This is a genomic window from Bradyrhizobium sp. NAS96.2, from assembly GCF_001908235.1.
Taxonomy (GTDB): domain Bacteria; phylum Pseudomonadota; class Alphaproteobacteria; order Rhizobiales; family Xanthobacteraceae; genus Bradyrhizobium.
In genome coordinates, this window is record NZ_LGHK01000047.1 from 39,090 (window position 1) to 63,563 (window position 24,474).

At 65.3% G+C, this 24,474-nt stretch carries 20 protein-coding genes and 1 pseudogene; 7 read left to right on the forward strand and 14 right to left on the reverse strand.

Annotation, left to right across the window (positions count from 1 at the left end):
* Nucleotides 1-308 precede the first annotated feature (308 nt).
* From AC628_RS12695 to AC628_RS12715, 5 genes are all read right to left on the reverse strand, one after another.
* Nucleotides 309-1,499 (reverse strand): acyl-CoA dehydrogenase family protein, encoded by a 1,191-nt coding sequence (locus tag AC628_RS12695; protein ID WP_245321149.1) that lies wholly within the window; start codon nt 1,497-1,499, stop codon nt 309-311.
* A 47-nt stretch (nt 1,500-1,546) separates the two neighbouring features.
* Nucleotides 1,547-3,514, reverse strand: a complete 1,968-nt coding sequence (locus AC628_RS12700) for a non-ribosomal peptide synthetase (RefSeq protein WP_074127133.1) — start codon at nt 3,512-3,514, stop codon at nt 1,547-1,549.
* A gap of 52 nt (nt 3,515-3,566) precedes the next feature.
* On the reverse strand, nt 3,567-4,565 hold the full coding sequence (locus AC628_RS12705; RefSeq protein ID WP_074127135.1) for a TubC N-terminal docking domain-related protein: 999 nt from the start codon (nt 4,563-4,565) through the stop codon (nt 3,567-3,569).
* Between the two features lie 102 nt (nt 4,566-4,667).
* Nucleotides 4,668-5,462 (reverse strand): 4'-phosphopantetheinyl transferase family protein, encoded by a 795-nt coding sequence (locus AC628_RS12710; protein ID WP_083632822.1) that lies wholly within the window; start codon nt 5,460-5,462, stop codon nt 4,668-4,670.
* A gap of 332 nt (nt 5,463-5,794) precedes the next feature.
* Nucleotides 5,795-6,601, reverse strand: a complete 807-nt coding sequence (locus AC628_RS12715) for an enoyl-CoA hydratase/isomerase family protein (protein ID WP_074127136.1) — start codon at nt 6,599-6,601, stop codon at nt 5,795-5,797.
* Between the two features lie 74 nt (nt 6,602-6,675).
* Here AC628_RS12715 and nthA point away from each other — a divergent pair, with 74 nt between their 5' ends.
* The 3 genes from nthA to AC628_RS12730 are packed head-to-tail and all read left to right on the forward strand — an operon-like array spanning nt 6,676 to nt 8,338.
* Nucleotides 6,676-7,305, forward strand: a complete 630-nt coding sequence (gene nthA / locus AC628_RS12720; protein ID WP_074127138.1) for a nitrile hydratase subunit alpha — start codon at nt 6,676-6,678, stop codon at nt 7,303-7,305.
* A complete protein-coding gene (gene nthB, locus AC628_RS12725) occupies nt 7,302-7,961 on the forward strand; it encodes a nitrile hydratase subunit beta (RefSeq protein WP_074127139.1) in 660 nt (219 codons plus the stop codon). Before nthA ends, nthB begins: the two co-directional genes overlap by 4 nt.
* Complete coding sequence (locus tag AC628_RS12730) at nt 7,961-8,338, forward strand: nitrile hydratase accessory protein (RefSeq protein ID WP_074127140.1); 378 nt, start codon at nt 7,961-7,963, stop codon at nt 8,336-8,338. Before nthB ends, AC628_RS12730 begins: the two co-directional genes overlap by 1 nt.
* 297 nt (nt 8,339-8,635) lie before the next feature.
* Here the strand turns inward: AC628_RS12730 and queC are convergent, their stop codons facing one another.
* Nucleotides 8,636-9,364 (reverse strand): 7-cyano-7-deazaguanine synthase QueC, encoded by a 729-nt coding sequence (gene queC, locus AC628_RS12735; RefSeq protein WP_074127141.1) that lies wholly within the window; start codon nt 9,362-9,364, stop codon nt 8,636-8,638.
* Between the two features lie 129 nt (nt 9,365-9,493).
* On the opposite strand from queC, the gene mazG reads away from it, so the two are divergent.
* Nucleotides 9,494-10,348: a nucleoside triphosphate pyrophosphohydrolase gene (mazG, locus tag AC628_RS12740; RefSeq protein ID WP_074127143.1), complete on the forward strand. Its 855-nt coding sequence runs from the start codon at nt 9,494-9,496 to the stop codon at nt 10,346-10,348.
* A gap of 172 nt (nt 10,349-10,520) precedes the next feature.
* Here mazG and mgtE read toward each other — a convergent pair whose 3' ends face one another.
* From mgtE to dusB, 8 genes and pseudogenes are all read right to left on the reverse strand, one after another.
* The gene (mgtE, locus tag AC628_RS12745; protein WP_074127145.1) at nt 10,521-11,885 is read right to left on the reverse strand and encodes a magnesium transporter; all 1,365 of its coding nucleotides are present in this window, start codon (nt 11,883-11,885) and stop codon (nt 10,521-10,523) included.
* Between the two features lie 154 nt (nt 11,886-12,039).
* On the reverse strand, nt 12,040-13,431 hold the full coding sequence (gene hflX / locus AC628_RS12750) for a GTPase HflX (RefSeq protein ID WP_074127146.1): 1,392 nt from the start codon (nt 13,429-13,431) through the stop codon (nt 12,040-12,042).
* A gap of 11 nt (nt 13,432-13,442) precedes the next feature.
* The gene (gene hfq / locus AC628_RS12755; protein ID WP_006020546.1) at nt 13,443-13,691 is read right to left on the reverse strand and encodes an RNA chaperone Hfq; all 249 of its coding nucleotides are present in this window, start codon (nt 13,689-13,691) and stop codon (nt 13,443-13,445) included.
* 384 nt (nt 13,692-14,075) lie between these two features.
* Nucleotides 14,076-15,445 (reverse strand): annotated as a pseudogene (gene ntrX / locus AC628_RS12760) (nitrogen assimilation response regulator NtrX).
* Between the two features lie 17 nt (nt 15,446-15,462).
* Nucleotides 15,463-17,910: a sensor histidine kinase NtrY-like gene (locus tag AC628_RS12765; RefSeq protein WP_074127148.1), complete on the reverse strand. Its 2,448-nt coding sequence runs from the start codon at nt 17,908-17,910 to the stop codon at nt 15,463-15,465.
* Nucleotides 17,911-18,178: 268 nt separating this feature from the next.
* Nucleotides 18,179-19,621 carry a nitrogen regulation protein NR(I) gene (ntrC, locus tag AC628_RS12770; RefSeq protein ID WP_050419700.1) on the reverse strand — a complete coding sequence of 481 codons (1,443 nt, stop codon included), beginning with the start codon at nt 19,619-19,621 and terminating at the stop codon, nt 18,179-18,181.
* A 9-nt stretch (nt 19,622-19,630) separates the two neighbouring features.
* Nucleotides 19,631-20,806: a two-component system sensor histidine kinase NtrB gene (locus tag AC628_RS12775; protein WP_074127150.1), complete on the reverse strand. Its 1,176-nt coding sequence runs from the start codon at nt 20,804-20,806 to the stop codon at nt 19,631-19,633.
* Complete coding sequence (dusB, locus tag AC628_RS12780) at nt 20,803-21,804, reverse strand: tRNA dihydrouridine synthase DusB (RefSeq protein ID WP_210190192.1); 1,002 nt, start codon at nt 21,802-21,804, stop codon at nt 20,803-20,805. The genes AC628_RS12775 and dusB overlap by 4 nt, the downstream gene beginning before the upstream one ends.
* A gap of 287 nt (nt 21,805-22,091) precedes the next feature.
* On the opposite strand from dusB, the gene AC628_RS12785 reads away from it, so the two are divergent.
* From AC628_RS12785 to AC628_RS12795, 3 genes are all read left to right on the forward strand, one after another.
* Entirely contained in the window at nt 22,092-23,288 is a 1,197-nt protein-coding gene (locus AC628_RS12785; protein WP_074127153.1) for a bifunctional 2-C-methyl-D-erythritol 4-phosphate cytidylyltransferase/2-C-methyl-D-erythritol 2,4-cyclodiphosphate synthase, read from the forward strand.
* A 1-nt stretch (nt 23,289) separates the two neighbouring features.
* Complete coding sequence (locus AC628_RS12790; RefSeq protein WP_074127154.1) at nt 23,290-23,889, forward strand: CinA family protein; 600 nt, start codon at nt 23,290-23,292, stop codon at nt 23,887-23,889.
* 172 nt (nt 23,890-24,061) lie between these two features.
* Nucleotides 24,062-24,466, forward strand: a complete 405-nt coding sequence (locus tag AC628_RS12795; RefSeq protein WP_074127155.1) for a BA14K family protein — start codon at nt 24,062-24,064, stop codon at nt 24,464-24,466.
* Nucleotides 24,467-24,474 lie beyond the last annotated feature (8 nt).

The following is a 24,474-nucleotide window of genomic DNA, read 5'->3' on the forward strand; positions in this document are numbered from 1 at the left end:
GGGTCACCAGCGATCTCTGCACAGCTGGGGCTTATTGCAGCGTCCGTACGCCGCGGCAATATCGGCTTTCTAACGAGACGCGTGCGCGTCGATCGCGGTGCGATCCAGATGGGCTGGACCGACGGTCGGGATCGGTCAGGACAGACGCCTGGCTGCGGTCCGGTGCGAAGATTTCCAACTAAATATCTGATCTAATTGTAGATATAAATATTCCATAATATACCTTATGCGAATTACAGATATGGGCCGGTGGTGCCTGGGGTGATGCAACGCGGGACGCCCTCCGCGACCCGACGGCCGCATGCCGCTCACGACATCGAGGCGACCACCTCCAGCATCACCTCCGTTGCGCCGCCGGCAATGGGAAGGACGCGCGCGTCACGCGCGATGCGCTCGATCGGGCTCTCACGCATGACGCCCATGGCGCCGTGGAACTGGACGCAGGCATACGCGACCTCGTTGACGAGTTCGGCGCAGATGGCTTTCAACATCGAGATCTCGCGGATGCAATCGTCGTCCGCCGCCATGCGCCACGCGGTGGCATAGAGAAACTCGCGGTTTGCCTCGACCTTCGCGGCGAGCATCGCGAGGCGTTGACGGATCGCCTGCAAGTCCCACAGGACGCCCCCGAATGCGCGGCGAGCTTTCACGTGGGCAAGGGTCATATCGATCGCCGCTTGGGCCATCCCGATCGCCATGGCGGCGAGGACGAGGCGCTCGTTCTGGAAGTTGCGCATGATTGAGTAGAAGCCCTGCCCCTCGGCGCCCAGCACGTTTTCGGCGGGGACCCGGCAACCGTCGAAGACGAGTTCCGCGGTGTCGGAGGAGCGCCAGCCCTGCTTGTCCAGTACGCGACCGACGCTGAAGCCCGGCGTGCCTTTCTCGACGAGGAACATCGTGATCCCGTTGCTTCCTGCCGAGGGATTGGTCTTGGCTGCGACGCAGTAGAGATCCGCGTGGACGCCGTTCGTGATGTAGAGCTTGGTGCCGTCGAGGATGTAGGAGTCGCCCTCCCGGAGCGCGCGCGTGCGGATGGCCTTCACGTCCGAGCCGGCGTCCGGTTCCGTGATGGCAACCGCGGTGATCACCTCGCCGCGGATGATGCCCGGCATCCAGCGGGCCCGCTGGGCTCTGGTCCCGTCATGAAAGACATACACGGACGCCATCTCGGCCTGGACCAGCATCGCATCGGCGACTCCGCCATAGGTCGAGCGCCCAAGCTCCTCGGCGAAAACTGTCGACGCGACCGCGTCCATCTCGGCGCCGCCATACCCGCCCGGGTAACGGATACCGAAGAAACCGAGCTCGCCCATGCGGCGCAGGACCGGACGGGGAATGAACCCCTGCTCTTCCCAGCCATCCGCGCAGGGCTTGATCTCCTCCTCGACGAACCGGCGGACCTGATCCCGCAGCAGCTCATACTCCGCCGCCGTCCAGGGCAACCCCGGTCCTCGCGCCGGTCCCAAAGCTTTGTCCATCATGTTCGTGCGCTCTGCCATCAGTCCAACGCAAATGTTTCCGTCCGGATCGGGAGCGTTCCGCCACGCTACAGTTCGATTTCCTCTCTCGGTCCCTCCGATGCGGAAGCGGCTTCGGAATGGGCCACCCAGCGCATCCCGTCGATCACTTCCGCCAGTTCGGACAGTGTCGGGCGCTCGAACAGGTTGCGAATCTGCACGTCGACGCCGAAGACCTTTCGCATCCGCGCGACCGCCCGCACCACCAGCAGCGACTCGCCGCCCAGCTCGAAGAAGTTGTCGCGACGGCCGATCGACTTGACCTTCAGCAGATCGCACCACAACGCCGCCAGCGTCTTTTCGGTCTCCGTCGCGGGAGCGGTGAATTCCTGCGCTGACCGGATGTTTTCCGCCGTCGGCTCGGGCAGCGAGGTGCGGTCGACCTTGCCGTTGGAGGTGAGCGGCATCCGCTCAAGGCGAACATAGTGCGTCGGAATCATCGACTCCAACAGCTCTTCGGCCAGGTGGGCGCGCAGGTCCGCCACGGTCAGAGCGTCTGGCGAGACGTAGTAGGCCGCAAGTCGAGCCATGCCGCCTCCGGCCGCGGACGGTTCGATGACGACGACCGCACATTCCTGCACCTGCGGGTGCTTGAGAAGCCGCGCTTCGATCTCGCCGAGCTCGACACGCGCACCACCGACCTTCACCTGATGATCTGCACGGCCGAGAAATTCCAGGCGTCCTTCCGGACTCCAGCGGGCAAGATCGCCCGTCTTGTATAGCCGCAGCTTCGTGAACCCGTCTCGGGGATCGATCGCCGTGCGGAAACGGTCGTCGGTCAGGTCAGGCCGATTGAAATAGCCCCTCGCGAGGCCGTCGCCGGCAATGAACATCTCACCGATGATGCCGGGACCGGTCGGCTGATATGCTTCGCTGAGGACGTAGATTCCGGCATTGGCGGCCGGAACGCCGATCGGGACCGAGCCCGCTTGATCCCGGTCGATGTCGAAACGGTGAATCATGCAGCCTACCGTGGCTTCGGTTGGTCCGTATTCGTTGTAGATCTCGACCGGATGCGGGATGGCTTTCGTGATGTCGCGGGCCAGCTCGGTCTTGAAGTCCTCACCGCCCACGATGAATTTCCGCAGGCGTGTGGTTTCAAGATTGCGGTCGCGAATCATCGCCAGATGCGCCGGCGTCAGCTTCATGATGTCGACGGCATTGTCGTCGATGACCTTGAGCACGACCATACTCTGCACGCCGGGATCACCGAGATAGACCACGATGCGGCCGCCGGTGATGAGGGGCGTAAAGAGCGTCGTGACGGTCAGGTCGAAAGCGAGAGAGGAGAACAGAGGCCAGGCCAGACGTTCGCCGGAACTGTAGACCTGGGCGGCCCACCAGATGTAATTCACCAGGCTCCGGTGCGCGATCTCGACGCCCTTGGGTGTGCCGGTCGAGCCGGAGGTGAAGATGATATAGGCGGTGCCGTCCGGCGTGGCAGCGGACGGCCGGGCAGAGTCGGGTTGACGCGCAATCGAAGCGAAATCGGCGTCGAGCACGACAATCTCGGCAAGATCGGGGGAAATGGCGGCTTCCAGGCGCGCCTGCGTGATCGCGACTGGCGACCGCCCGTCGGTTCCGTCGGAAATATCCGTCAGGATCGTTGCGATGCGCCCCTTCGGCGTTGCCGCGTCCACCGGCACATAGGCTGCGCCGGATTTCAGGACACCCAGGATCGCGACGACGACCTCAATGGAGTGCTCCATGAACACGACGGCAATCCGACCCGGCCCCACGCCGATCGCGCTCAAATGCGCGGCCATCTGATTGGAGCGTCCGTCGAGCTGCCGGTACGTCAGCATGACATCGCCGAAGCGGATCGCTTCAGCGTCCGGGCTACGCGTCACCCGGTCACGAAACAGATCGATGATCGTCCGGTCCGACGGGTAGCTCGCCGCCGTGGCGTTGTACGCGACAACCAGCGTTTGATGATCGGCACTGTTCAGAAGGGGAAGCGCTACGCCCTCCTCCACAATGGGCAGGACTTCATTCATGAACCACGCTCCATCAAGCAATCAATAATCAAATCGCGTCAGTGAAATTGCGTCAGTCGCTCGGCTCCTGGATTGCCTGGCGATAAAGCGCTGCGATCGCGGACACGTCAGGTTCTTCCAGCATGGAGTCCGCGTGACAGCCCTCGGGCCCGAAAAAAAATTCGGCATGAGGCGCCGCACGAAGCCATCTGCGCGGCCCCGCACCCGATCGCAGCCAGGCCTTGTTCGGAAGGAATATGCATACCCGCCCCGAATACGGAGCGGGAACGTATTGCCGAAAGGCGGTGATCGCCGTGGATTTGAGCCGGGCTCTGCTTGCCAGCACCAGGTCCGTCGCGATCGGCTCCTTGCCCTTCCGAACGAAGGTCACGAGACCGCGGAGACGACTGCTGAAATATTGCAGACGAGCGCCGAACGTCGGCCGCTTCGCCATTTCGCGCTGAATTGCTTCGCGTCTGCTCCTGGCGGTGAAATAAAGCAGACGCGGTAGTTCCTGATGGGTGGTCGGGTGAAGAGGGCCAAAGAGCGCGATGCATGGCACCTCCGCTCCGCGGCGTCCCAGGATTTTCGCGAGTTCGAAAGCAGTTGGAGCGCCGGAGCAATATCCGGCGATGATGTACGGACCCTTGGGCTGATACTCGACGATCTGGCGGGCGAAATACTCGGCGATATCTTCGACGCGGTCCATCGGCTCGCTCTGCCCATCGTAGCCGGTCGGTTGCAGTGCGTAGAATGGCTGATCGCCGCCTAGATGCTTCGACAGGTCCGAGAATGTGAACGGCGCCCCGACATGCCCGGGGACGGCGTAAATCGGCGTACGTGTTCCGCCAGACTGCAGGGGAATGATTGCAGGCTGTCGCGTGGCCGCCGTGGCCATATTCAGAAACGCGATGATCTCGCTTTTCCGGTCCTGCAACTGGTCGCGAAGCTCTGATGTGAGTGCGCCAGCCGGCGCGTTGCACCGCAGCCGGTCGCCCTCCACCCAGAGCCTGATGTCCCTGACCGCGAGGGCTGCGAGGAGCTCGGAAAACTGTATCAACTGCGCTGACATGGGGCTAGCCCGTGCTCTCGTCTGCGACCGCCATGTGCGGGAGCGAAGTGCGGCGCGAATGAGCCCCCGTGCAGTCTAATGGACTTCGATGAGCCTGCTCGTTCAATGCGTAGTGACATCGCGCGAATGCCCGTTCGGGATGACCACCACGCTCCCGATATACCCACTTCGAGGTATGAACCTTCGGACGACCCAATCCCTTTCATTCCAGGACAATGACTGTCCCAAGCCGCACCCCAAGGCCTTGGAGATAGCTTCCAACTGCGTCCAGCGCCGGAAGAAGCCTTCCAGGCGGTCTTCCGCGTCAAGGGCGGCGTAGGATCCGCCCTCGGAGGCGGAAAAGCAGAGCGCTGCAATTTCGTCCGCTTCGGGCACAGGGAGGACCGCCTCGATGTCCACGCCGACCTCTTGCCGCGTCGAGAGGGCGACGACCGCCACGTCGCCGGATCGGGAGAAGCTGAAGCGCAGATCGCGCGCGGGCATGCGGTGCGACAAATAGGGTTTGCCAAGCGGTCCGTATTCCAGTTCGACGTCGGACGGCGAAATTCCCAGTTTGGAAGCGAGAACCCGGCGCAACTGGCCGCGTCCAACAACAAAGCGGCGGCGGTCCCGCTCCAGCCTCACCCGCTCGGCGCGCCGGCGTTCCTCTTCGTTCAGGCCGACATCCATGACGCCAATGATGTCCGGTTCCGCATCGAGCGAGAATGCCAGGACCTCTAAGCCGTCATTCTCGAGAACTGGCACGATCCTCCCGGATCTCAGCTCGACGGTTTCATCGAAGGAGCTCAGACTGCGCGACGCTGTTCCTCGGCCCGCACCCAATGCGCCGTCGCGATCGTCTCTGCCCGCGACGGAAGCTTGGCAAAAATCGGGCTCGGGGCGGCAGTCAGACGTCATACGTGCATTCCGATCGCGAGAGCGCGCTCACGCGCAAGCCAATGGCTTCCGACGAACAGCCGCGCCGTTCGTGCAGATTTCGTCGATTAAGCGATCGGGGAGACACGAAAGCAAGGAGCGGCGGGTGGCTATTTGGATGTATGGATGGGCTACCCCTCACGGCCATATGGCATTCGGCAACTCGGCCAATCTCGCTCCGCCCTTGGCATGTTGCCGGCGCTTGATCGCGTCGGCCGCTCGCAAATAGTCCATGTGGCGGTCGAACGTGACCATCCTTTTGGACGGCACCGGCGGCGATGTCGGACTGGCGCAACAATCGTACGACAGTGCCGTCAACGCCCCTTGAAGCGTGGCTTGCGCCGTCCGAGGAAGGCCGCGACGCCTTCCTTGTGATCGTCGGTCAGGCTCGCCAGCGCGAACTGGTCGAGGTCCATGTGGCTGGCGAGATCGTCGAGCGCATGCGCCAGCCGGTTAACCGTCAGCTTGGTCATCGCGACCGAGATCGGCGGCTGCGCGGCGACCTTGGCCGCGAGTGCCATCGCGGCCTCGTACGACTTGCCCGGATCAGCCACCTGCTCCACCAGGCCCCATTCATAGGCCTCGTCGGCCGAGATCCGGTCGTCGGCCAGGATCACTGCCTGTTTGGTCCGCGCCGGGCCCATCAGATGCAGCATGCGCGGCACGCTCTGCCAGCTCATGTTCATGCCGAGCGCGATCTCCGGCACCCGCATATGGGCATCGCGCGCCATCACCCGAAAATCCAGCGCGACGGCGAGCGCAACGCCGCCGCCGACGCAGAAGCCCTCGATCGCCCCGATCGTGACCTGCTCCATCTCCTGCCAGGCGCGCGTCAGCCGTGGCCCGAGCTTCAGGTGACGGCGCAGCGCGCCGATGTCCATGGTGGCGCGCGAACGGCCCTCGGCGTCCTTGAGGTCGAAGCCGGCGCTGAACGCCTTGGCGCCGCCGGTCAGCACCACCACCGAGGTGTCGCCATCGTCCTCGAAGCTGCGTGCCGCATCGGTCAGCTGCCGCAGCGCGTCCGGCGACAGCGCGTTGATCCCGTCGCCGCGGTCGAACCGCACCACGGCGATGCGCCCCTCCGGCCCGAGGCCTTTTTCGATCGTCACACAGTCAACCACGCATACCTCCCAGCTCGCATTGTTGTGTACGGCTTGCCTCGACATAGCACGGCGGTTTCGCCTATTCTCTGGGCATGAGCGAACATGATCACCACCACCACGATCACGACCATTCCGAATTGTCGGAGACCGAACTGCGCGTCCGCGCGCTGGAATCGATCCTGACCGAGAAGGGCTATGTCGAGGCTGCCGCGCTCGACGCCATCGTGCAGGCCTATGAGACCAAGATCGGCCCGCATAACGGCGCCAAGGTCGTCGCCAAGGCCTGGAGCGATCCCGCGTTCAAGCAGGCGCTACTCGAGGACGCCTCCAAGGCAGTCGGCACCCTCGGCCATGTCAGCCGGGTCGGCGACCATCTGGTCGCGATCGAGAACACGCCTGGCCGTCACAACATGGTCGTCTGCACGCTTTGCTCCTGTTACCCCTGGGAAATGCTCGGGCTGCCGCCGGTCTGGTACAAGGCCTCGCCGTACCGCTCGCGCGCGGTCAAGGATCCGCGCGGCGTGCTCGCCGATTTCGGCATCAGCCTGCCGAAGGAGACGGAAATCCGGGTCTGGGACTCCACGGCTGAGACGCGCTTCCTGGTGCTGCCGATGCGGCCCGCGGGTACCGAGGGCTGGAGCGAGGAGCAACTCGCCGAGCTCGTGACGCGCGATTCCATGATCGGCACCGGATTTCCGAAGACGCCGGGAGCGCCGTCGTGAACGGCGTCCACGACATGGGCGGCATGGACGGCTTCGGCAAGGTCGAGCCCGAGCCGAACGAGCCGATGTTCCATACGGAATGGGAGTCGCGGGTGCTCGCGATGGTCCGCGCGATGGGCGCGGCCGGCGCCTTCAACATCGACGCCTCGCGCTTCTATCGCGAGACCCTGCCCCCGCAGGTCTATCTGTCGAGCTCCTATTACAAAAAATGGTTCCTTGGGCTGGAAGCCCTGCTGCTCGACAAGGGCTATATCTCCAAGGACGACGTCGCCGCCGGACACGCCGTTGCGCCGGCGAAATCGCTCAAGCACGGCAAATTCTCGACCGCCGATATCGAGCGCATCATGGTGCGCGGCAAGTTCGGCCGCGCAGCGCCTGCGGCCGCGAAGTTCAAGGCCGGCGATCGGGTGCGGGCGAAGAACATTCACCCCGCCACGCACACCCGGCTGCCGCGTTACGTGCGTGGTCATGTCGGGGTGGTCGAGCGCGATCATGGCTGTCACGTTTTCCCCGATACCGCGGCGAACGACGCCGGCGAGCATCCGCAATGGCTGTACACCGTCGTGTTCGACGGACGCGAATTGTGGGGACCGGACTCCGATCCGACCATCAAGGTTTCGATCGACGCGTTCGAGCCTTATCTGGAGGCCATCTGATGGATGCCGGCGCCGCCGCGCGCGCCACCAGCGCCGTCTCCAGCATTCCCCGCGATCAGGACGGCCCGGTGTTCCGCGCGCCGTGGGAGGCGCAGGCGTTCGCCATGGCACTGACGCTGCATGACCGCGGCGTGTTCACATGGCCCGAATGGGCGGCCGCCCTTGCCGACCAGATCAAGCGCGCGCAGGCCGCCGGCGATCCCGACACCGGCGAGACCTATTACCAGCATTGGCTGGCGACGCTCGAGCACCTCGTGGCCGCCAAGGGCGTCACCACAACGGAGACCCTGCACCGCTACCGCGACGCCTGGGACCACGCCGCCGACCGCACCCCGCACGGCCAACCGATCGTACTAACGGCGGCGGATTTCGAGTAGCGGCTCCTCTTCCGTCGCGGATTGCAGAGTGCCGCATTCAGAGCCGTCGTCCTGCGAAAGCATATCGCTATCGGCCACATCCCGCAGCTTGGCTATTGCAGGGTGGCATGGTCAGTTGCGCGATTTCGGAATAATGGAAAAATACGACTGATTTGCCCGACGTGTCAAGCGGTCCGTGTCCAACGGCGACAGCCGACCGCTCCTTTGCATGGGGTTGTTTTCGATATTTTTTTCCAGAGCGCCCCTGCGACGCGGCATTGGATGCGATCGCTCCGAGAGCTTGCCCCGTCGGGCAACTCAATGATTGTCGCCACCACCCTGCGCGACATATTCCCGCCAGCCCTTGGCGCGCAGGCTGCAGGCCGGGCATTCGCCGCAGCCATAGCCCCAATCGTGCTGCGCGCCGCGTTCGCCGAGATAGCAGGTGTGCGAGTGCTCGCGGATCAGATCGACCAGCCCTGCCCCGCCGAGATCACGCGCGAGCCGCCAGGTCGCGGCCTTGTCGAGCCACATCAGCGGGGTGTGCAGCTCGAAATCCCGGGCCATGCCGAGGTTGAGCGCCGACTGCAGCGCCTTGATGGTCTCGTCGCGGCAATCCGGATATCCGGAATAGTCGGTCTCGCACATGCCGCCGATGATGTGGCGGATGCCGCGCCGGTAGGCCAGCGCCGCGGCGAAGGTGAGGAACACGAGGTTGCGGCCGGGCACGAAGGTATTCGGCAAGCCGTCCGCGCCCATTTCGATGGCGACGTCGCGGGTCAGCGCGGTGTCCGAGATCTCAGACAGTGTCGGGATCGCGAGCGTATGGCTGTCGCCGAGCTTCGCCGCCCAGTCCGGCCGGACTTGCCTGATCCCGGCCAGCAACCGATCGCGGCAATCGAGTTCGACGGCATGGCGCTGGCCGTAGGAAAAGCCGAGCATCTCGACGCGCGCAAAGCGCGACAAGGCCCACGCCAGGCAGGTGGTGGAATCTTGGCCGCCGGAAAACAGCACCAGCGCGGTGTCGGAAGTGTTCTGATCGGTCATGGGACGCGATTTAGCATCTGACGGCGCCCGAGGCCAATCGGTGGACAGCGCCCTGATTCCGGCGCGTTCTTCTGGGATCGGCTGGGCCGATTTGGCATAACGCGTCTACCCTTCACAGTCCGGTGTCCCATGACCCCTTCCCGCGACATTTCCCGCCTGATCGAGATTATGGCCGCGCTGCGCACGCCGGTGACCGGGTGCCCATGGGATCTCATTCAGAACTTCGAGACGATTGCGCCCTACACGATCGAGGAGGCCTATGAGGTCGCGGACGCGATCACGCGCGGCGATCTCGACGATCTGCGCGAGGAACTCGGCGATCTCCTGCTGCAGGTGGTCTATCACGCGAGGATGGCCGAGGAGCAGAACGCGTTTGCGTTCGGCGATGTGGTCGAGGCGATCACAAGGAAGATGATCCGCCGTCATCCGCATGTCTTTGCCGACAAGGACGGCAACATCCAGCCCGCCGGCGTCAAGAGCGCCTGGGAGCGCATCAAGGCCGAGGAGAAGGCCGAGCGCGCGGCGCGCCGGCCGCCGGAGGACACCGCGCACAAATCCCTGCTCGCAAGCGTAAAGGCAGGCCTGCCTGCCCTGACCCGGGCGATGGAATTGCAGCGCAAGGCGTCCACCGTCGGCTTCGACTGGAACGACCCGCGCGCGGTGCTCGCCAAGATCCGCGAGGAGGCAGACGAGATCGAGGCCGCGCTCGACCGCAACGACAAGCAAGAGATCGCCGAGGAAACCGGCGACTTGATGTTCGCGCTGGTCAACCTCGCCCGCCACGTTGACGCCGATCCGGAAACGGCGCTGCGCGCGACCAACGCCAAGTTCGAGCGGAGGTTCGCCTATATCGAGAAGGCGCTGGCGGCGCGGGGGCGCTCGCTGGAGGGGGCATCGCTCGAGGAGATGGATGCGTTGTGGAACGAGGCGAAGACGGCAAATGAAGCCGTCGTCCCGGCGAAGGCCGGGACCCATACCGCGTGATCTATCGGTTGGTTGACGGTATCAGTCCCGCGGCATCGCCAAGGATTCACCTAGGCGAGCAGAACTTCGAGCGTGCTCAACAATCAGGGCCGGTGGCTATGGGTCCCTGCTTTCGCAGGGACGACATTGAGTGTGTGGATGCGGATCGCGTCAAACACGCGTCCCCCTCATCTTACAACAGCGTCCCGCGCAATATAACCGCGGCAACGCCGAAATAGATCACGAGGCCGGTCACGTCGACCAGCGTCGCGACGAAGGGCGCGGAGGCGCTGGCCGGATCGAAGCCGATGCGCTTGAGGATGAACGGCAGCATCGAGCCGCATAGCGAGCCGAAGGTGACGATGCCGATCAGCGCGGCGCCGACGGTCGCGGCGACCAGCACCCAATGCGGGCCGTAGTCGAACAGGCCCATCGTCTGCCAGAGCGTGATCCTGACAATACCGATCAGGCCGAGGATGGAGCCGAGCACGATGCCGGTCGGCAGCTCGCGCACGGCGACCCGCCACCAGTCGCGCAGCCGCACCTCGTGCAGCGCCAGCGAGCGGATCAGCAGCGAGGTGGCCTGCGAACCGGAGTTGCCGCCGGAGCTCATGATCAGCGGGATGAAGAGCGTCAGCACGATCGCCTTCTCAAGCTCGCTCTGGTACGACTGCATCGCGGTCGCGGTCAGCATTTCCGACAGGAACAGCGCGCACAGCCAGCCGGCGCGCTTCTTGATCATCTCGCCGAAACCGATCCGCAGGTATGGCTCGTCGATTGCCTCCATGCCACCGAACTTCTGGGCGTCCTCGGTCGATTCCTCGACGATGGCGTCGATGACGTCGTCCACCGTGACGATGCCGAGGATGTGGCCGGGGCCGTCGACGACCGCGACCGCAAGCAGATCGTAGCGCGAGATCAGCCGCGCCGCCTCCATGCGGTCGGCCTCGGGGGCGATCATCAGCGGCTTTCGCGCCGGCGCCGCGGTCAGGACGTTGGCGTGCGGATCGGCCGAGATCAGGCGGCGCAGCGGCACGGCCTGGATCAGGGTCTTCTTGACCGGATCGATCACGAAGATCGAGTACACGGTCTCGCGGGTGCGCTCGACCATCCGGATGTGATGCAAGACCTCGGCGATGGTCCAGTTCGAGGGCACGCTGACGAATTCGGTCGTCATGATGCTGCCAGCGCTGCGCTCGGGATAGGCCAGCAGCCCCGAGATGACGCTGCGGGTCTCCGGATTGAGCCCGTTCAGCAGCGTGGTGCGCAGCGGCTCGACCAGTTCCTTGAAGATGTCGGCGGCGCGGTCGTCGGAGACGCCTGAGAGCAGCGACACCGCGGTGTCCTGCGGCAGCTCGGCCAGTATCTCGCAGGTGTTGTCGAGCCCGGGCAGGTCGAGCACCTCGATCGCCTTTTCGGCGGGCAGCGATCGCAGCAGCGCGGCGGCATCTGCCGGCTCCCGGGCGTTGAGGGCATCGACGATCTCGGGTGCCCGCACATGGGCGAGGTCCCCGTTCGGGCTGAGCGCTTCTTTGGTCATGGTTTCGGAGTCTTGCATCGATCGCCCTCGCCTTTGCGTTCTGCAGCGCAATGAACCAAGGCGGCGGAGATTTCAAACAGAAAGTGCGGCGCCACGCCGCAGGCGTGCCGGAGTGAGGCCGCGTCACGACGCCGTCATATTTTGGCGGAATGCGGCGCGCGGCGCCGGAGGCTTACGCCCCGTGCGGCACGGCGGCGAACCGGCTCACCACGATGTCGCGCTTGGTCTCGTCGACCCGCACCGTCATGTCGAAGCGCTCGCCATGCAGCTCCTTGTTCAGGACCTCGGCGTTGCGGTGCAGCCAGCTGATGCCGGCGCCGTCGGATGCGTCGATCGAAAGCTGCAGCGTCGAGCGCTTGGCCGCCAAGCGAACCTCGATCGCCGACAGCAGTGCGTCGATCCCCTCACCGGTCACGGCCGAAACCAGGAAGCATGGCCGCTCCGGCGGGCGGCGCGCGGCGATGTTGCGCAGATTGTCCCGCTCCTCGGGATCGAAGCGGTCGATCTTGTTCCAGACCTCGATGATGCGCTGGCCGCCGTCGGCGTCGGGATCGATCCCGAGCTGGCGCAATACGCCCTCGACGTCGCGCTCCTGCGCCTCGGCATCCTCATGCGAGATGTCGCGGACATGCAGGATGATGTCGGCTTCCAGCACCTCCTCCAGCGTGGCGCGGAACGCGGCCACCAGCTGGGTCGGCAAATTGGAGATGAAACCGACCGTGTCAGACAGCATCGCCTTGCCGCCATGCGGCAGGTTGAGCGCGCGGAGCGTCGGGTCGAGCGTCGCAAACAGCATGTCGGCGGCCTGCACGTCGGCCCGCGTCAAGCGGTTGAACAGGGTCGACTTGCCGGCATTGGTGTAGCCGACCAGCGCCACCACACGGTACGGCACCCGCTGGCGGCCGGCACGATGCAGCCGCCGCGTCGCCTGCACCTTCTTCAATTCGCCTTCGAGCTTGGTGATGCGCTCGGAGATCAGGCGGCGGTCGGCCTCGATCTGGGTTTCGCCGGGGCCGCCCATGAAGCCGAAGCCGCCGCGCTGACGCTCGAGATGGGTCCAGGACCGCACCAGGCGGCTGCGCTGGTAGTTGAGATGGGCGAGCTCGACCTGCAGCGCGCCTTCCTTGGTCTTGGCGCGGCGGCCGAAGATTTCCAGGATCAGACCGGTGCGGTCGAGCACCTTGGTGCTCCAGGCCTTCTCGAGGTTGCGCTGCTGGATCGGCGACAGCGCGCAATCCATCACCACGAGCTCGACATGGTTGCTGGCGACGAGGCCGTTGATCTCCTCGACCTTGCCCTTGCCGAGATAGGTCGCGGGCCGGATCTGGCTGATCGGCGCGATGACGGATTCCACCACGGTGAGATCGATCGCTCCGGCAAGGCCGGCGGCCTCCTCGATCTGCGCTTCGTAGTCGCGGACAGAGGACGTTTGCGCGTCGCCGTCGCCACGGCGCGCGCGCAGGTACGGGCCGATGACGATCACGCGCCCGCTGCTGCCGTTCCCCGCCGACCCGGGCCTAGACTTGGTCCGGTCGGCGCCCCCTTCACGATTGAAGGGTTCCAATCAGTTCACTCTCAAGCCGGTGCGTCCTCACCACCTTCGAACAGCTGAATCGGGGCTCCGGGCATGATGGTCGAGATCGCATGCTTGTAGACAAGCTGCGAGTGACCGTCGCGCCGCAGCAGCAAACAGAAATTGTCGAACCATGTGACAATGCCCTGCAGCTTTACTCCGTTAACCAGAAATATCGTCAGTGGCGTCTTGGTTTTACGAACGTGATTAAGGAAGGTGTCTTGTAGATTTTGTGCGCGGTCTGCCGCCATTGTTTTTGTCCCGCAAGCTTGTGCTTCTTTTTATTGAACCGGTTGCGGCTCTCTGACGGAGCCTCCTCCGGCTGCCCACCTGCCCTGAGATCCCCCTCTGGCAGGCGTAGCGGTAGGATTAGAGGCCACGCGCGGTTTTTAGGCAAGCCGGTTCGCGGTGCAGTCGGTAGGAACACGGTGGCAATTCTAAGAAAGGGCACGGAAAGAGACGAATATTCTCGTGGAGAGTGGATAAATCCCGGGTTGTACCGGCCCCACCCTCGCCTCGCTCGCCGGCCCACCCGGCCCTGACCCTGGTCCGGCCACCCCGGCGGTTGATCGCCGAGGCTTCGCCAAGTTGCCTGCACTCCCCGTCGCCTGCGGTCGCCGGCCCGGAGCGCGGGGTCAACCGACCCCGAGCGCCTTCAGCTTGCGATGCAGCGCCGAGCGCTCCATGCCGACGAACTCCGCGGTACGCGAGATATTGCCGGAGAAGCGGCTGATCTGGGCGATCAGATAGTCGCGCTCGAACACCTCGCGTGCCTCGCGCAGCGGCAGACCCATGATGTGCTCGCCATTGTTGGAGGTCGGCATCGCCGGCACCATGGAGCCGACGTCCTGCGGCAGCATGTCGGCGGTGATGATCGCCTCCGGGCCGCCGCCGGCCAGGATCATCACGCGCTCCACGTTGTTGCGGAGCTGACGGACGTTGCCCGGCCAGACATGGGACTGCAGCACGGCCATCGCGTCCTGTCCGATCTGACGCTTCGGCAGGCCGGTGGCCGCCGAGATCTGGTCCATGAAATAGTCGATCAGCTCGGGGATGTCCTCGCGGCGCTCCGACAGCGGCGGCACCCGGATCGGCACCACCGAGAGGCGGTGATAGAGGTCCTCGCGGAAACGGCCGCCGGCGATCTCCTCCTCGAGATTGCGTGCGGTCGAGGAGATGATGCGGACGTCGACATGCACCTTGCTGGTGCCGCCCTGGCGCTGGAAGGTCTGATCGACCAGCACGCGCAGGATCTTGTTCTGGGTCTCGCGCGGCATGTCCGCGATCTCGTCGATGAACAGCGTGCCGCCATGCGCTTCCTCGAGCGCGCCGGCCTTGCGCTGCTGTTCGCCGTTCGATCCCTCGATGCCGAACAGCTCGATCTCCATGCGCTCCGGCGTGATCGCGGCCGCATTGATCACCACGAACGGCCCTTCGGCGCGACCCGACGCATGGTGCAGCGTGCGCGCGGCGAGCTCCTTGCCTGCACCGGAGGGACCTACGATCAGGATACGGCTGTTGGCCTTGGCGGCGCGGTCGATGGTCTGGCGCAGCTGGTTCATGCAGGCCGAGCGGCCGGTCAGCACGCTCGCGGCGGGCGCCAGTTGCTTGAGCTCCTTCACCTCACGCTTCAGCCGCGAGGTCTCGAGCGCGCGGGTCGCGACCAGGATCAGCCGGTCCGACTTGAACGGCTTCTCGATGAAGTCGTAGGCGCCGCGCTTGATCGCGGCGACCGCGGTCTCGATGTTGCCGTGGCCGGAGATCATCACGACCGGCAGATCGGCATTGTCCTTCTTGATCTGCTCGAGCAGTTGCAGGCCGTCGAGCTTGGAGCCCTGCAGCCAGATGTCGAGGAAGATCAGGTTCGGGCGGCGGTTCGCGATTTCGGCCAGCGCCGAATCGCTGTCGCGCGCGGTGCGCGTGGAGAAGCCTCATCGTCCAGGATACCCGCGACGAGGTCACGAATGTCAGCTTCGTCGTCGACAATCAGAATGTCACTTGCCATGGGTTACACCTGCCTTGTCAGTCGCCCGTCGCGGCTTTGATTTTTGGCTCTTGGCTTCTTGGCTCTTGCGCATTTGGCTCTTGGCTATTTGCTTCTTGGATTTTTGGTTCATTGTTGGTCGCCTGTGCCGGGCCGTTGGTCGGCTCTTCCGGCGGATTTTTTTCACTGTCGGGGTCGTTTGCTTCCGGCTTCACGTCCGGCTTTTGGTCCTTGCTCTCGGGCTTGTTCTCCGGCTTGGCCGCCTGGCCGGTGACGGAAAAGCGCAGCCGCATCCAGGCACCGCGCTGACCCTCGCGGAAATCGGACGCGTCCTTGAGCTCGATGCGGCCGCCATGGTCCTCCAGAACGCGGCCGACGATCGCAAGTCCAAGTCCGGTGCCCTTCGCCCGCGTCGTGACATAGGGCTCGAGCAGCCGCGCGCGCGCGACCTTGGGCAGGCCGATGCCGTTGTCGACGACATCGATCAGGATGTCGTCGTTCTCGCGCTGCGCCACGACGTCGATGCGGCCCTTGCCGAGTTCCTCGGGCGGCACCTGCTCGATCGCCTCGGTCGCGTTCTTGATGATGTTGGTCAGCGCCTGCGAGATCAGCCGGCGGTCGAACTGCGCGGGCAGCGGCGACTGCTTGATGTCGGCCTCGATGGCGAGATCGGGATGCGCGACCTTCATCAGGAACACCGCCTGGCGCACCACGTCGGCAACGTCCTCGCCTTCCATCACGGGCTTCGGCATCCGCGCAAAGCGCGAGAATTCGTCGACCATGCGCCTGATGTCGTCGACCTGGCGCACGATGGTGTCGGTGCACTGCTCGAAGATCGACTTGTCCTTCTCTTCGGTAATGGTCTTGCCGAACTTGCGGCGGATGCGCTCGGCCGAAAGCTGGATCGGGGTCAGCGGGTTCTTGATCTCGTGCGCGATGCGGCGGGCGACGTCGCCCCAGGCCGAGGTGCGCTGCGCGGAGACCAATTCGGTGATGTCGTCGAGCGTGATGATGTAGCTGTCGCGGGACTGGCTGGTCTGCTCGGCCGAGACGCGAACCGACAGATTGCGCTCATGGCCGTCGCGCAGGATCGTGACCTGCCCCTGCACCAGGCGCTGCGTGCCCTCGCGCGCGGTCTTCATCATCTCGTCGAGCTCGGGCAGCACGTCCGAGAGCGGATGGCCTAATGTCTCCGACTCGGCGTGCCCGATCAGCTTCTCCGCCGAGCGATTGAGGATGCCGACGCTGCCGGAGGCATCGACGCCGATGATGCCGGCAGAGGCCGACGACAGCACAGCTTCGATGAAGCGGCGGCGGCTGTCGATTGTCTCGCTGGCATCGACCAGCTCGTTGCGCTGGGTCCGCAGCTCCTGCGTCATCTTGTTGAAGATTTCGCCGAGCAGCGCGAGGTCGCTGGCCGATTTATGGACCGGCACCTGGACGTTGAGGTTGCCGGTCGAGACCTCGCTCGCCGCGCCCATCAGCTGGCGGATCGGCGACACCAGCCCGTTGGCGAAGTTCAGCCCGATCAGCACCGAGGCCATCAGGATGGTCAGCGCGATCACCGCGAACATCAGCGCGAACGCGACCTGGATGCCGAGCCTTCGGGTCTCGAGCTGAGCGTATTCGGCGGCGCTGGTCTGGGTCTGCTTGAGCTGGGCGACCACAGCCGGATCGAGCAGCCGCGCGACGTACAGGAACATGTCGTCATAGGCCCGCAGCCGGACCACGGAGGCGACGTAGTTTTCCGGGAAGACCGAGATCTTCGGCTCGGTCTCGTTGATGTCCTTCAGGATGTCCGGCGGCGGCGCCTCGTAATTCAGGCGAACCCCGGTTTCGGCGCTGGCGACGATCTTGCCGTCCTTGTCCATCAGCACCGCGACCGGCAAATTGCGCGACTCGGCGCCGGCCGTCATCAGCTGCAGGAACGTCATGCGGTCCTGGTCGTAGAGCGGTCGCGCATGGGCGAGGTCATTGGCCATCGCCAGCGTGTCGCCGTTGATGAGCTGGGCGTGCTCCTGCATGTAGGCGCTGGCGATCGTCAGCGAGTTCTGGATCACCTGCTTGGTGGGGCCCGAGAACAGCCGGTCGAGGCCGCGCTCGATGGTGACATTGGCGACGATCGACACCAGCACGGCGGGCAGCACCGCGATCACCGAGAACAGGCCGACGATCTGGACGTGCAGCCGTGCCGCCGCCCGGCCCCGCCGCCTCGCCTGCACCATCTGCCAGACTTCCCGGACGATGATCCCGACCAGGAGCAGGATCGTGCCGGCGTTGATCATCAGGAAGGAGCGGACCACCTCGGAGGTCGGCTCGATCGGGGTCAGGCCGGTTAGAACCACGAAGGTCAGGAAGGCGGACAGCAGCGCGATGGCCACGGCGAACGGCGCCAGCCAGCGCCGCAGCGGAAAGCCCCGCGCCTCTGCATGGGGCTCGGCCGGTGGCGCGTGTAACGTTGAGGCGGTTGTCTCTGCGCTGGTCATACCGGCAATTGAGCTGAGTGCGATCGCCCGCGGGAATTGCGAACTGATGCAATCATATCACAATGTTGCCGAATTGCGACATTTCCGCGGCGCAAACCACAATGCGGCGCCGTGTCCTCAAAACCATTTGTGACTACTCAATAACGGTGACCGCGCCGTCCGGATTCGCTGGAGCTTCGCGTCTGATCAAGTCAGAACCGAAGCTCGAGCCCCTTTGTTCCGGCGCGCTTTCTTCACACGACCCGGCGCCCGCTTTGCGCGAAACGCCCTATCCGCCGCTCCGGTAGACCTGGATATCGAGGTCGCGGATCTTCTTGCGCAGCGTATTTCGGTTCAATCCGAGCAGGTCGGCGGCCCGGATCTGGTTGCCGCGGGTCGCCGCCAGCGCGGCGGTCAACAGCGGGATCTCGATCTCCTTGAGGATCCGGTGGTAGAGGCCCGGCGGCGGCACGCCGTTCGGGAAGCCGGAGAAGTGCGAGGACAAATAGGCTTCGACCGCGCCGCCGAGATTGTCGACGCCGACGGTCGCGGTGCTGCCCGACGTGACCGCGGGCGGCGCCAGTTCGCCATCGATCACCGAGGACGTGATGACGTCCTGCGGATAGAGCGCGGCGAGCCTCCGGGCGAGGTTTTCCAGCTCGCGGACGTTGCCCGGCCAGCGGTGCTGCTTGAGCCGCTCCAGCGCCTGGGCGTCGAGCTTCTTCGGCGGCAGGCCGTCCTTCTCGGCGAGCGAGAAGAAGTGCCGGATCAGATCGGGCAGATCCTCGATGCGCTCGCGCAGCGGCGGCAACCGCAGCGGCACCACGTTGAGGCGGAAGAACAGATCCTCGCGGAACAGGCCCTGCTGGATCAGGATGCGCAGGTCCTTGTTGGAGGCCGCGACGATGCGCACGTCGGTCTTGATCGGGGTGCGGCCGCCGACGGTGGTGTATTCGCCCTGCTGCAGCACGCGGAGCAGACGGGTCTGCGCCTCCATCGGCATGTCGCCGATTTCGTCGAGGAACAGCGTGCCGCCCTCGGCCTGCTCGAAGCGGCCGGAGGCGCGGGTGTTGGCGCCGGTGAACGCGCCGCGCTCGTGACCGAACAATTCGGATTCGATCAGGTCGCGCGGGATCGCCGCCATGTTGACCGCGACGAACGGGCCGTTGCGGCGCCGGCCGTAGTCGTGCAGCGCGCGGGCGACCAACTCCTTGCCGGTGCCTGACTCGCCCGAGATCATCACGGTGAGGTCGGTCTGCATCAGCCGGGCCAGCACACGGTAGATTTCCTGCATCGCCGGCGAGCGGCCGACCAGCGGGATCGAGTCGAACTCGCCGTCATCGGCCGGACTGGAGACCCGCTCCTTCGGCTCGGCCAGCGCGCGGCCGACGATGGTGATCAGCTCCTTCAGGTCGAACGGCTTCGGCAGATATTCGTAGGCGCCGCGCTCGGAGGCGCGGATCGCGGTCATGAAGGTGTTCTGCGCGCTCATCACGATGACCGGCAGGTTCGGCCGCATCTTCTTGATGCGCGGCAGCAGATCGAACGCGTTTTCGTCCGGCATCACCACGTCGGTGATGACGAGATCGCCCTCGCCCTGGCTGACCCAGCGCCATAGCGTGGCGGCGTTGCCGGTCAGGCGCACCTCGTAGCCGGCGCGGGAGAGCGCCTGGTTCAGGACGGTCCGGATGGCGGTGTCGTCGTCAGCGACAAGTATGCTACCTGCAGGCATTGGTGTTCCTCATCGTGCATCCTGAGAGGCAGGCGAGGACGTACCCGGAACGTCATCGCGGTTGCTATGGTCGAGTTGCTTGGCGGCGCTGTACATCGGCATCAGCACCCGGAACGTGGTCTTGCGCGGCTGCGACTCGCATTCGATGATGCCGCCGTGATCGCCGACAATCTTGGCGACCAGCGCGAGGCCGAGCCCGCTGCCGGTCTGCTTGGTGGTGACGAAGGGATCGAACAGGTTCGGCAGCAGGTCTTCCGGCACGCCTGAGCCATTGTCCTTGACGCAGAATTCCAGCGGCAGCGAGACCCGGGATTTCTTGCCGGGCACCGACAGCCGCACGCCCGGCCGGAACGCCGTGGTGAGGTGGATCTCCGCATCGGTGCCGAGATCGGCGACCGCTTCGGCCGCGTTCTTCACGAGGTTGAGGAAGACCTGGATCAGCTGGTCCTGGTTGGCAAGCACCGGCGGCAGCGACGGATCGTAGTCCTCGATGAAGCGGACGTTGCGGGCAAAGCCGGACTGCGCCAGCCGCTTCACGTGGTCGAGCACGGAATGGATGTTGACCGGACCGCGCGCCACCGGACGGTCGTCGCCGAACACCTCCATGCGGTCGACCAGCGTCACGATGCGGTCCGCCTCGTCGCAGATCAGCCGCGTCAGCAGGCGGTCTTCGGAGGACGCCTGCTGCTCGAGGAGCTGCGCGGCGCCGCGGATGCCCGACAACGGGTTCTTGATCTCATGGGCGAGCATCGCGGCCAGCGCGATCACCGAGCGCGCCGCGCTGCGATGGGTGAGCTGGCGGTCCATCTTGTCGGCGATGGTGCGCTCCTGCAGCATCACCACGATGTGGCCGGGCCGCTCGGTCAGCGGCGCGACGTGCAGGTCGACCTGGCGATCGCCGCCGATCCGCGGCGTGCCGAGATCGACCTTGTACTCGTTGACCGGCGAGCCGCTTGCGCGCACCTGCTCGATCAGCGCCAGCAGCGGGCTGCCAAACGGCACCAATTCCTTCAGCGACTGCCGGCGCAGGAACTGGGTCGAGATCTCGAAGAAGGATTCGGCGGCGATGTTGGCATCGACGATCCGCCCGTCGGGTGCGACCAGCAGCACCGGGTTGGGCAGCGCATTGAGGATGGCCTCACCGTCGGTCGGCACGGGCCGGCGGAATTCCATGGCTGACGTCATGCGGCAGCACTCCAGGCAAAATCATCGTAGGCGTCCTCGAGCGCGCGATGCACGCTGGACGGCTCCTCCGAGGTGAGGATCGCCTGCCGCCAAGACTTCAAGGTTGCCGCAGGCGCGCAACTATAGGCCGCAGCGGTCTCCAGCGCCCAGCCGAGATGCTTGCGCGCATGCTTGAGCCCGATCCGCAGCCCATAGTGGCTGCAGACTTCGTCATAGAGCGCGCGGACATGCTTGAGCTGCTCGGCGAGCGACGGCGCCGTCTCCGCGATTCCAGTCTCGAGGCGGCGGCCGATCTGGCCGGGGAGCCAGGGCTGGCCCTGCGCGCCGCGGCCGATCATGACGGCGTCGGCGCCTGACATCTCCAGTGCATCGACCGCCTTGTCGAACGAGGTGATGTCGCCGTTGACCACGACCGGGATCGTGACGGCGTCCTTGACCGCGCGCACCGCGTTCCAGTTCGCCTCGCCCTTGTAGAACTGGCAGCGGGTGCGGCCATGCACCGTGACCATCTGCACGCCCGCCGCCTCGGCGCGGCGCGCCAGTTCGGGCGAATTGAGCGAGCGATCGTCCCAGCCGAGCCGCATCTTCAGCGTCACCGGCACTTTGACCGCCGATAGCGTCGCCTCGATCAGCGTCACCGCGTGGTCGAGGTCGCGCATCAGGGCCGAGCCGGATTGGCCGCCGGTGACGTGCCGTGCCGGGCAGCCCATGTTGATATCGATGATGTCGGCGCCGGCGCCCTCGGCAATCCGCGCGCCCTCCGCCATCCAGCGGGTCTCGCAGCCGGCAAGCTGGACTACATGCGGCCCGATCCCGGCTGCCTCACAACGCAGCTTCGACATCGGCTTGCCATTCACCAGATCATCGCTGGCCGTCATCTCGGAGACCACCAAGCCGGCGCCCAAAGTGGCAGCGAGTCGCCGGAAGGGCGCGTCGGTGATGCCGGACATGGGCGCGAGGAGAACCCGGTTGGCGACAGCAATATCGCCTATCTTCAATGGGTTACGAGGAGTACTTTGCACGCCGGTCACAGCCGTCTCGTCGTTTTGCAGCCACGCCATTGCAGCTGACATCTCTATTCTGCGCACAATTCTTGTGCAGTCAAGGCTCATGCCTACGGTTTAGACATTTCTATCACCGACGCAAGTGCACTGCAACAAAATCTGCTTTTCCCACAGTCAGCGGCAAACGCTCTGTTTTTGCGCAGCGGTCATGCTAAGGGCTGTGCGCGGCGGGCGATCCCCGCCATCCCCCTCATCCCCGATTCGTCTGTCACTGGTTCAAAATGCCGAAGCCTGAGCGTACCGCAGCCATCCTTGTCGCAGCCGGCCGTGGACTGCGCGCCGGCGCAGGCGGTCCGAAGCAATACCGGACGATCGGCGGGCAGACGGTGATCTACCGCGCCATGGAGGCGTTCTCCGGACACCCCGACGTGTTTGCGGTGCAGCCGGTGGTCAACCCTGACGACGCCGCGCTGTTCGATGAAGCGGTTGCAGGCCTGCGCCATCAACCGCCAACGCCCGGCGGCGCAACCCGGCAGGCCTCGGTCCATGCCGGGCTCGAGGCGCTCGCCGGCGAGAAGCCGGACATCGTCCTGATCCACGATGCCGCGCGCCCCTTCGTCACCGCAGCCGTGATCTCGCGCGCAATCGCCGCGGCTGGCCGGACCGGTGCAGCGATCCCGGTGATTCCCGTCACCGACACGATCAAGCTCACCGGCGATACCGGCGACGTCGAGGCGACGCCGGAGCGCGCGCGCCTGCGGATCGCGCAGACGCCACAGGCGTTTCGTTTCGACGTAATATTGGAGGCGCATCGTCGCGCTGCGCGCGAGGGCCGCAGCGATTTCACCGATGATGCCGCGCTTGCTGAATGGGCGGGATTGACCGTTGCGACGTTTGAAGGCGATGCTGCCAACATGAAACTCACCACACCGGAAGACTTCGTGCGCGAGGAAGCGCGGCTCGCAAGCCAGCTCGGCGATATCAGGACCGGCACCGGCTATGACGTGCATGCCTTTGGTGACGGCGACCATGTCATGATCTGCGGCGTGCGCGTGCCGCACACCAAAGGATTCTTGGCCCATTCCGACGGCGATGTCGGGCTGCATGCGCTGGTCGACGCCATTCTCGGCGCGCTCGCCGACGGCGACATCGGCTCGCACTTCCCGCCGAGCGATGCCAAGTGGAAGGGCGCCTCCTCCGACCAGTTCCTGAAATATGCCGTCGAGCGCGTCACCGCGCGCGGCGGACGGATCGCCAATCTCGAGGTGACGATGATCTGCGAGCGGCCGAAGATCGGTCCGCTGCGCGATACCATGCGGGCGAAGATCGCAGATATCTCCGGCGTCCACATCTCGCGCGTCGCGGTCAAGGCGACCACCAGCGAGCGGCTCGGCTTCACCGGCCGCGAGGAAGGCATCGCAGCAACCGCGAGCGCGACGATCCGTCTTCCCTGGGACGACAAGAGCTGGAGTGCCTGACATGGGCGGCAGCGACGCTCGTGCCCTCTCCCGCTCGCTGCTCGACCTGTGCCGGATGCGCAAGCTGACCATCGCGACCGCCGAATCCTGCACCGGCGGCCTGGTCGCGGGTGCGCTCACCGACATCCCCGGCTCTTCCGACGTCATCGATCGCGGCTTCGTCACCTATTCGAACGAGGCCAAACGGGTGATGCTCGGCGTCAAGGCGGCGACGCTTGAGACGTTCGGCGCGGTCAGCAAGGAGACCGCGACCGCGATGGCGATCGGCGCGCTGGAAAAGGCCGGCGTCGACCTTGCAGTCTCGATCACCGGCATCGCGGGCCCTGGCGGCGCGACGCCGGGCAAGCCGGTCGGCCTCGTGCATTTCGCCGTCGCCGCGCGCGATGGCCGCATCCTTCACCGTGAGCAGCGTTTCGGCGCGATCGGCCGCAGCACAGTGCGGCAACGCTCCGTGGTCGAGGCGCTGCGCATGTTGATGGAGCTCGCGCGCCCGCCGCAGGCCGCCAAGCCGCGCCGCGAGACTGCCAGCCGGTTGCGGACGAGGGTAGCCCGTTCGCCGCGGAGCCACGCCGCGAAACGTCGGCGGCCGCCGCGCGGTTAGGCCTGTCCAAGTCTGTTCGCACGAGCGACGACCCCGCGATAACTTCGAGTCAACTGCGACCCAGTGCCGCCCACCTTAGGTGGAGCGTTGACGTCGCCTCGCCGTTTTCTCTTGATCCAACTCTGCTGTTTCAACTGTTCTTCGAACAGCAAAATCCCACAACAAGGAGAAAATGATGAAGTTGGGAACTTTGGTCGTGGCCGCAATCACCGCTGGCGCCATGACGCTGTCGACTGTTGTCCCCTCGTTCGCCGCGCCGCTCGCGCCCGCCGCCCGTTTGCAGGACCAGCCTACCTCCGTCGAGCACGTGCAGTATCGCCACTGGCACGGCGGCCCGCGTTACGGCTATCGCGGTGGGTACGGCTACCGTGGCGGATATTACCACCATCACCACGGTGGCGGAAACGGCGCTGCGGTCATCGGCGGGCTTGCGGCCGGCGCGATCATCGGCGGCGCGATTGCGGCGAGCCAGGCGAAGGCCAACAACGACGCCTATTGCTCGCAGCGTTTCCGCTCCTACGACCCGGCTTCCGGCACCTACATCGCGTCCGGCGGCGTGCGGCGTTCCTGCCCGTGATTTAGCAT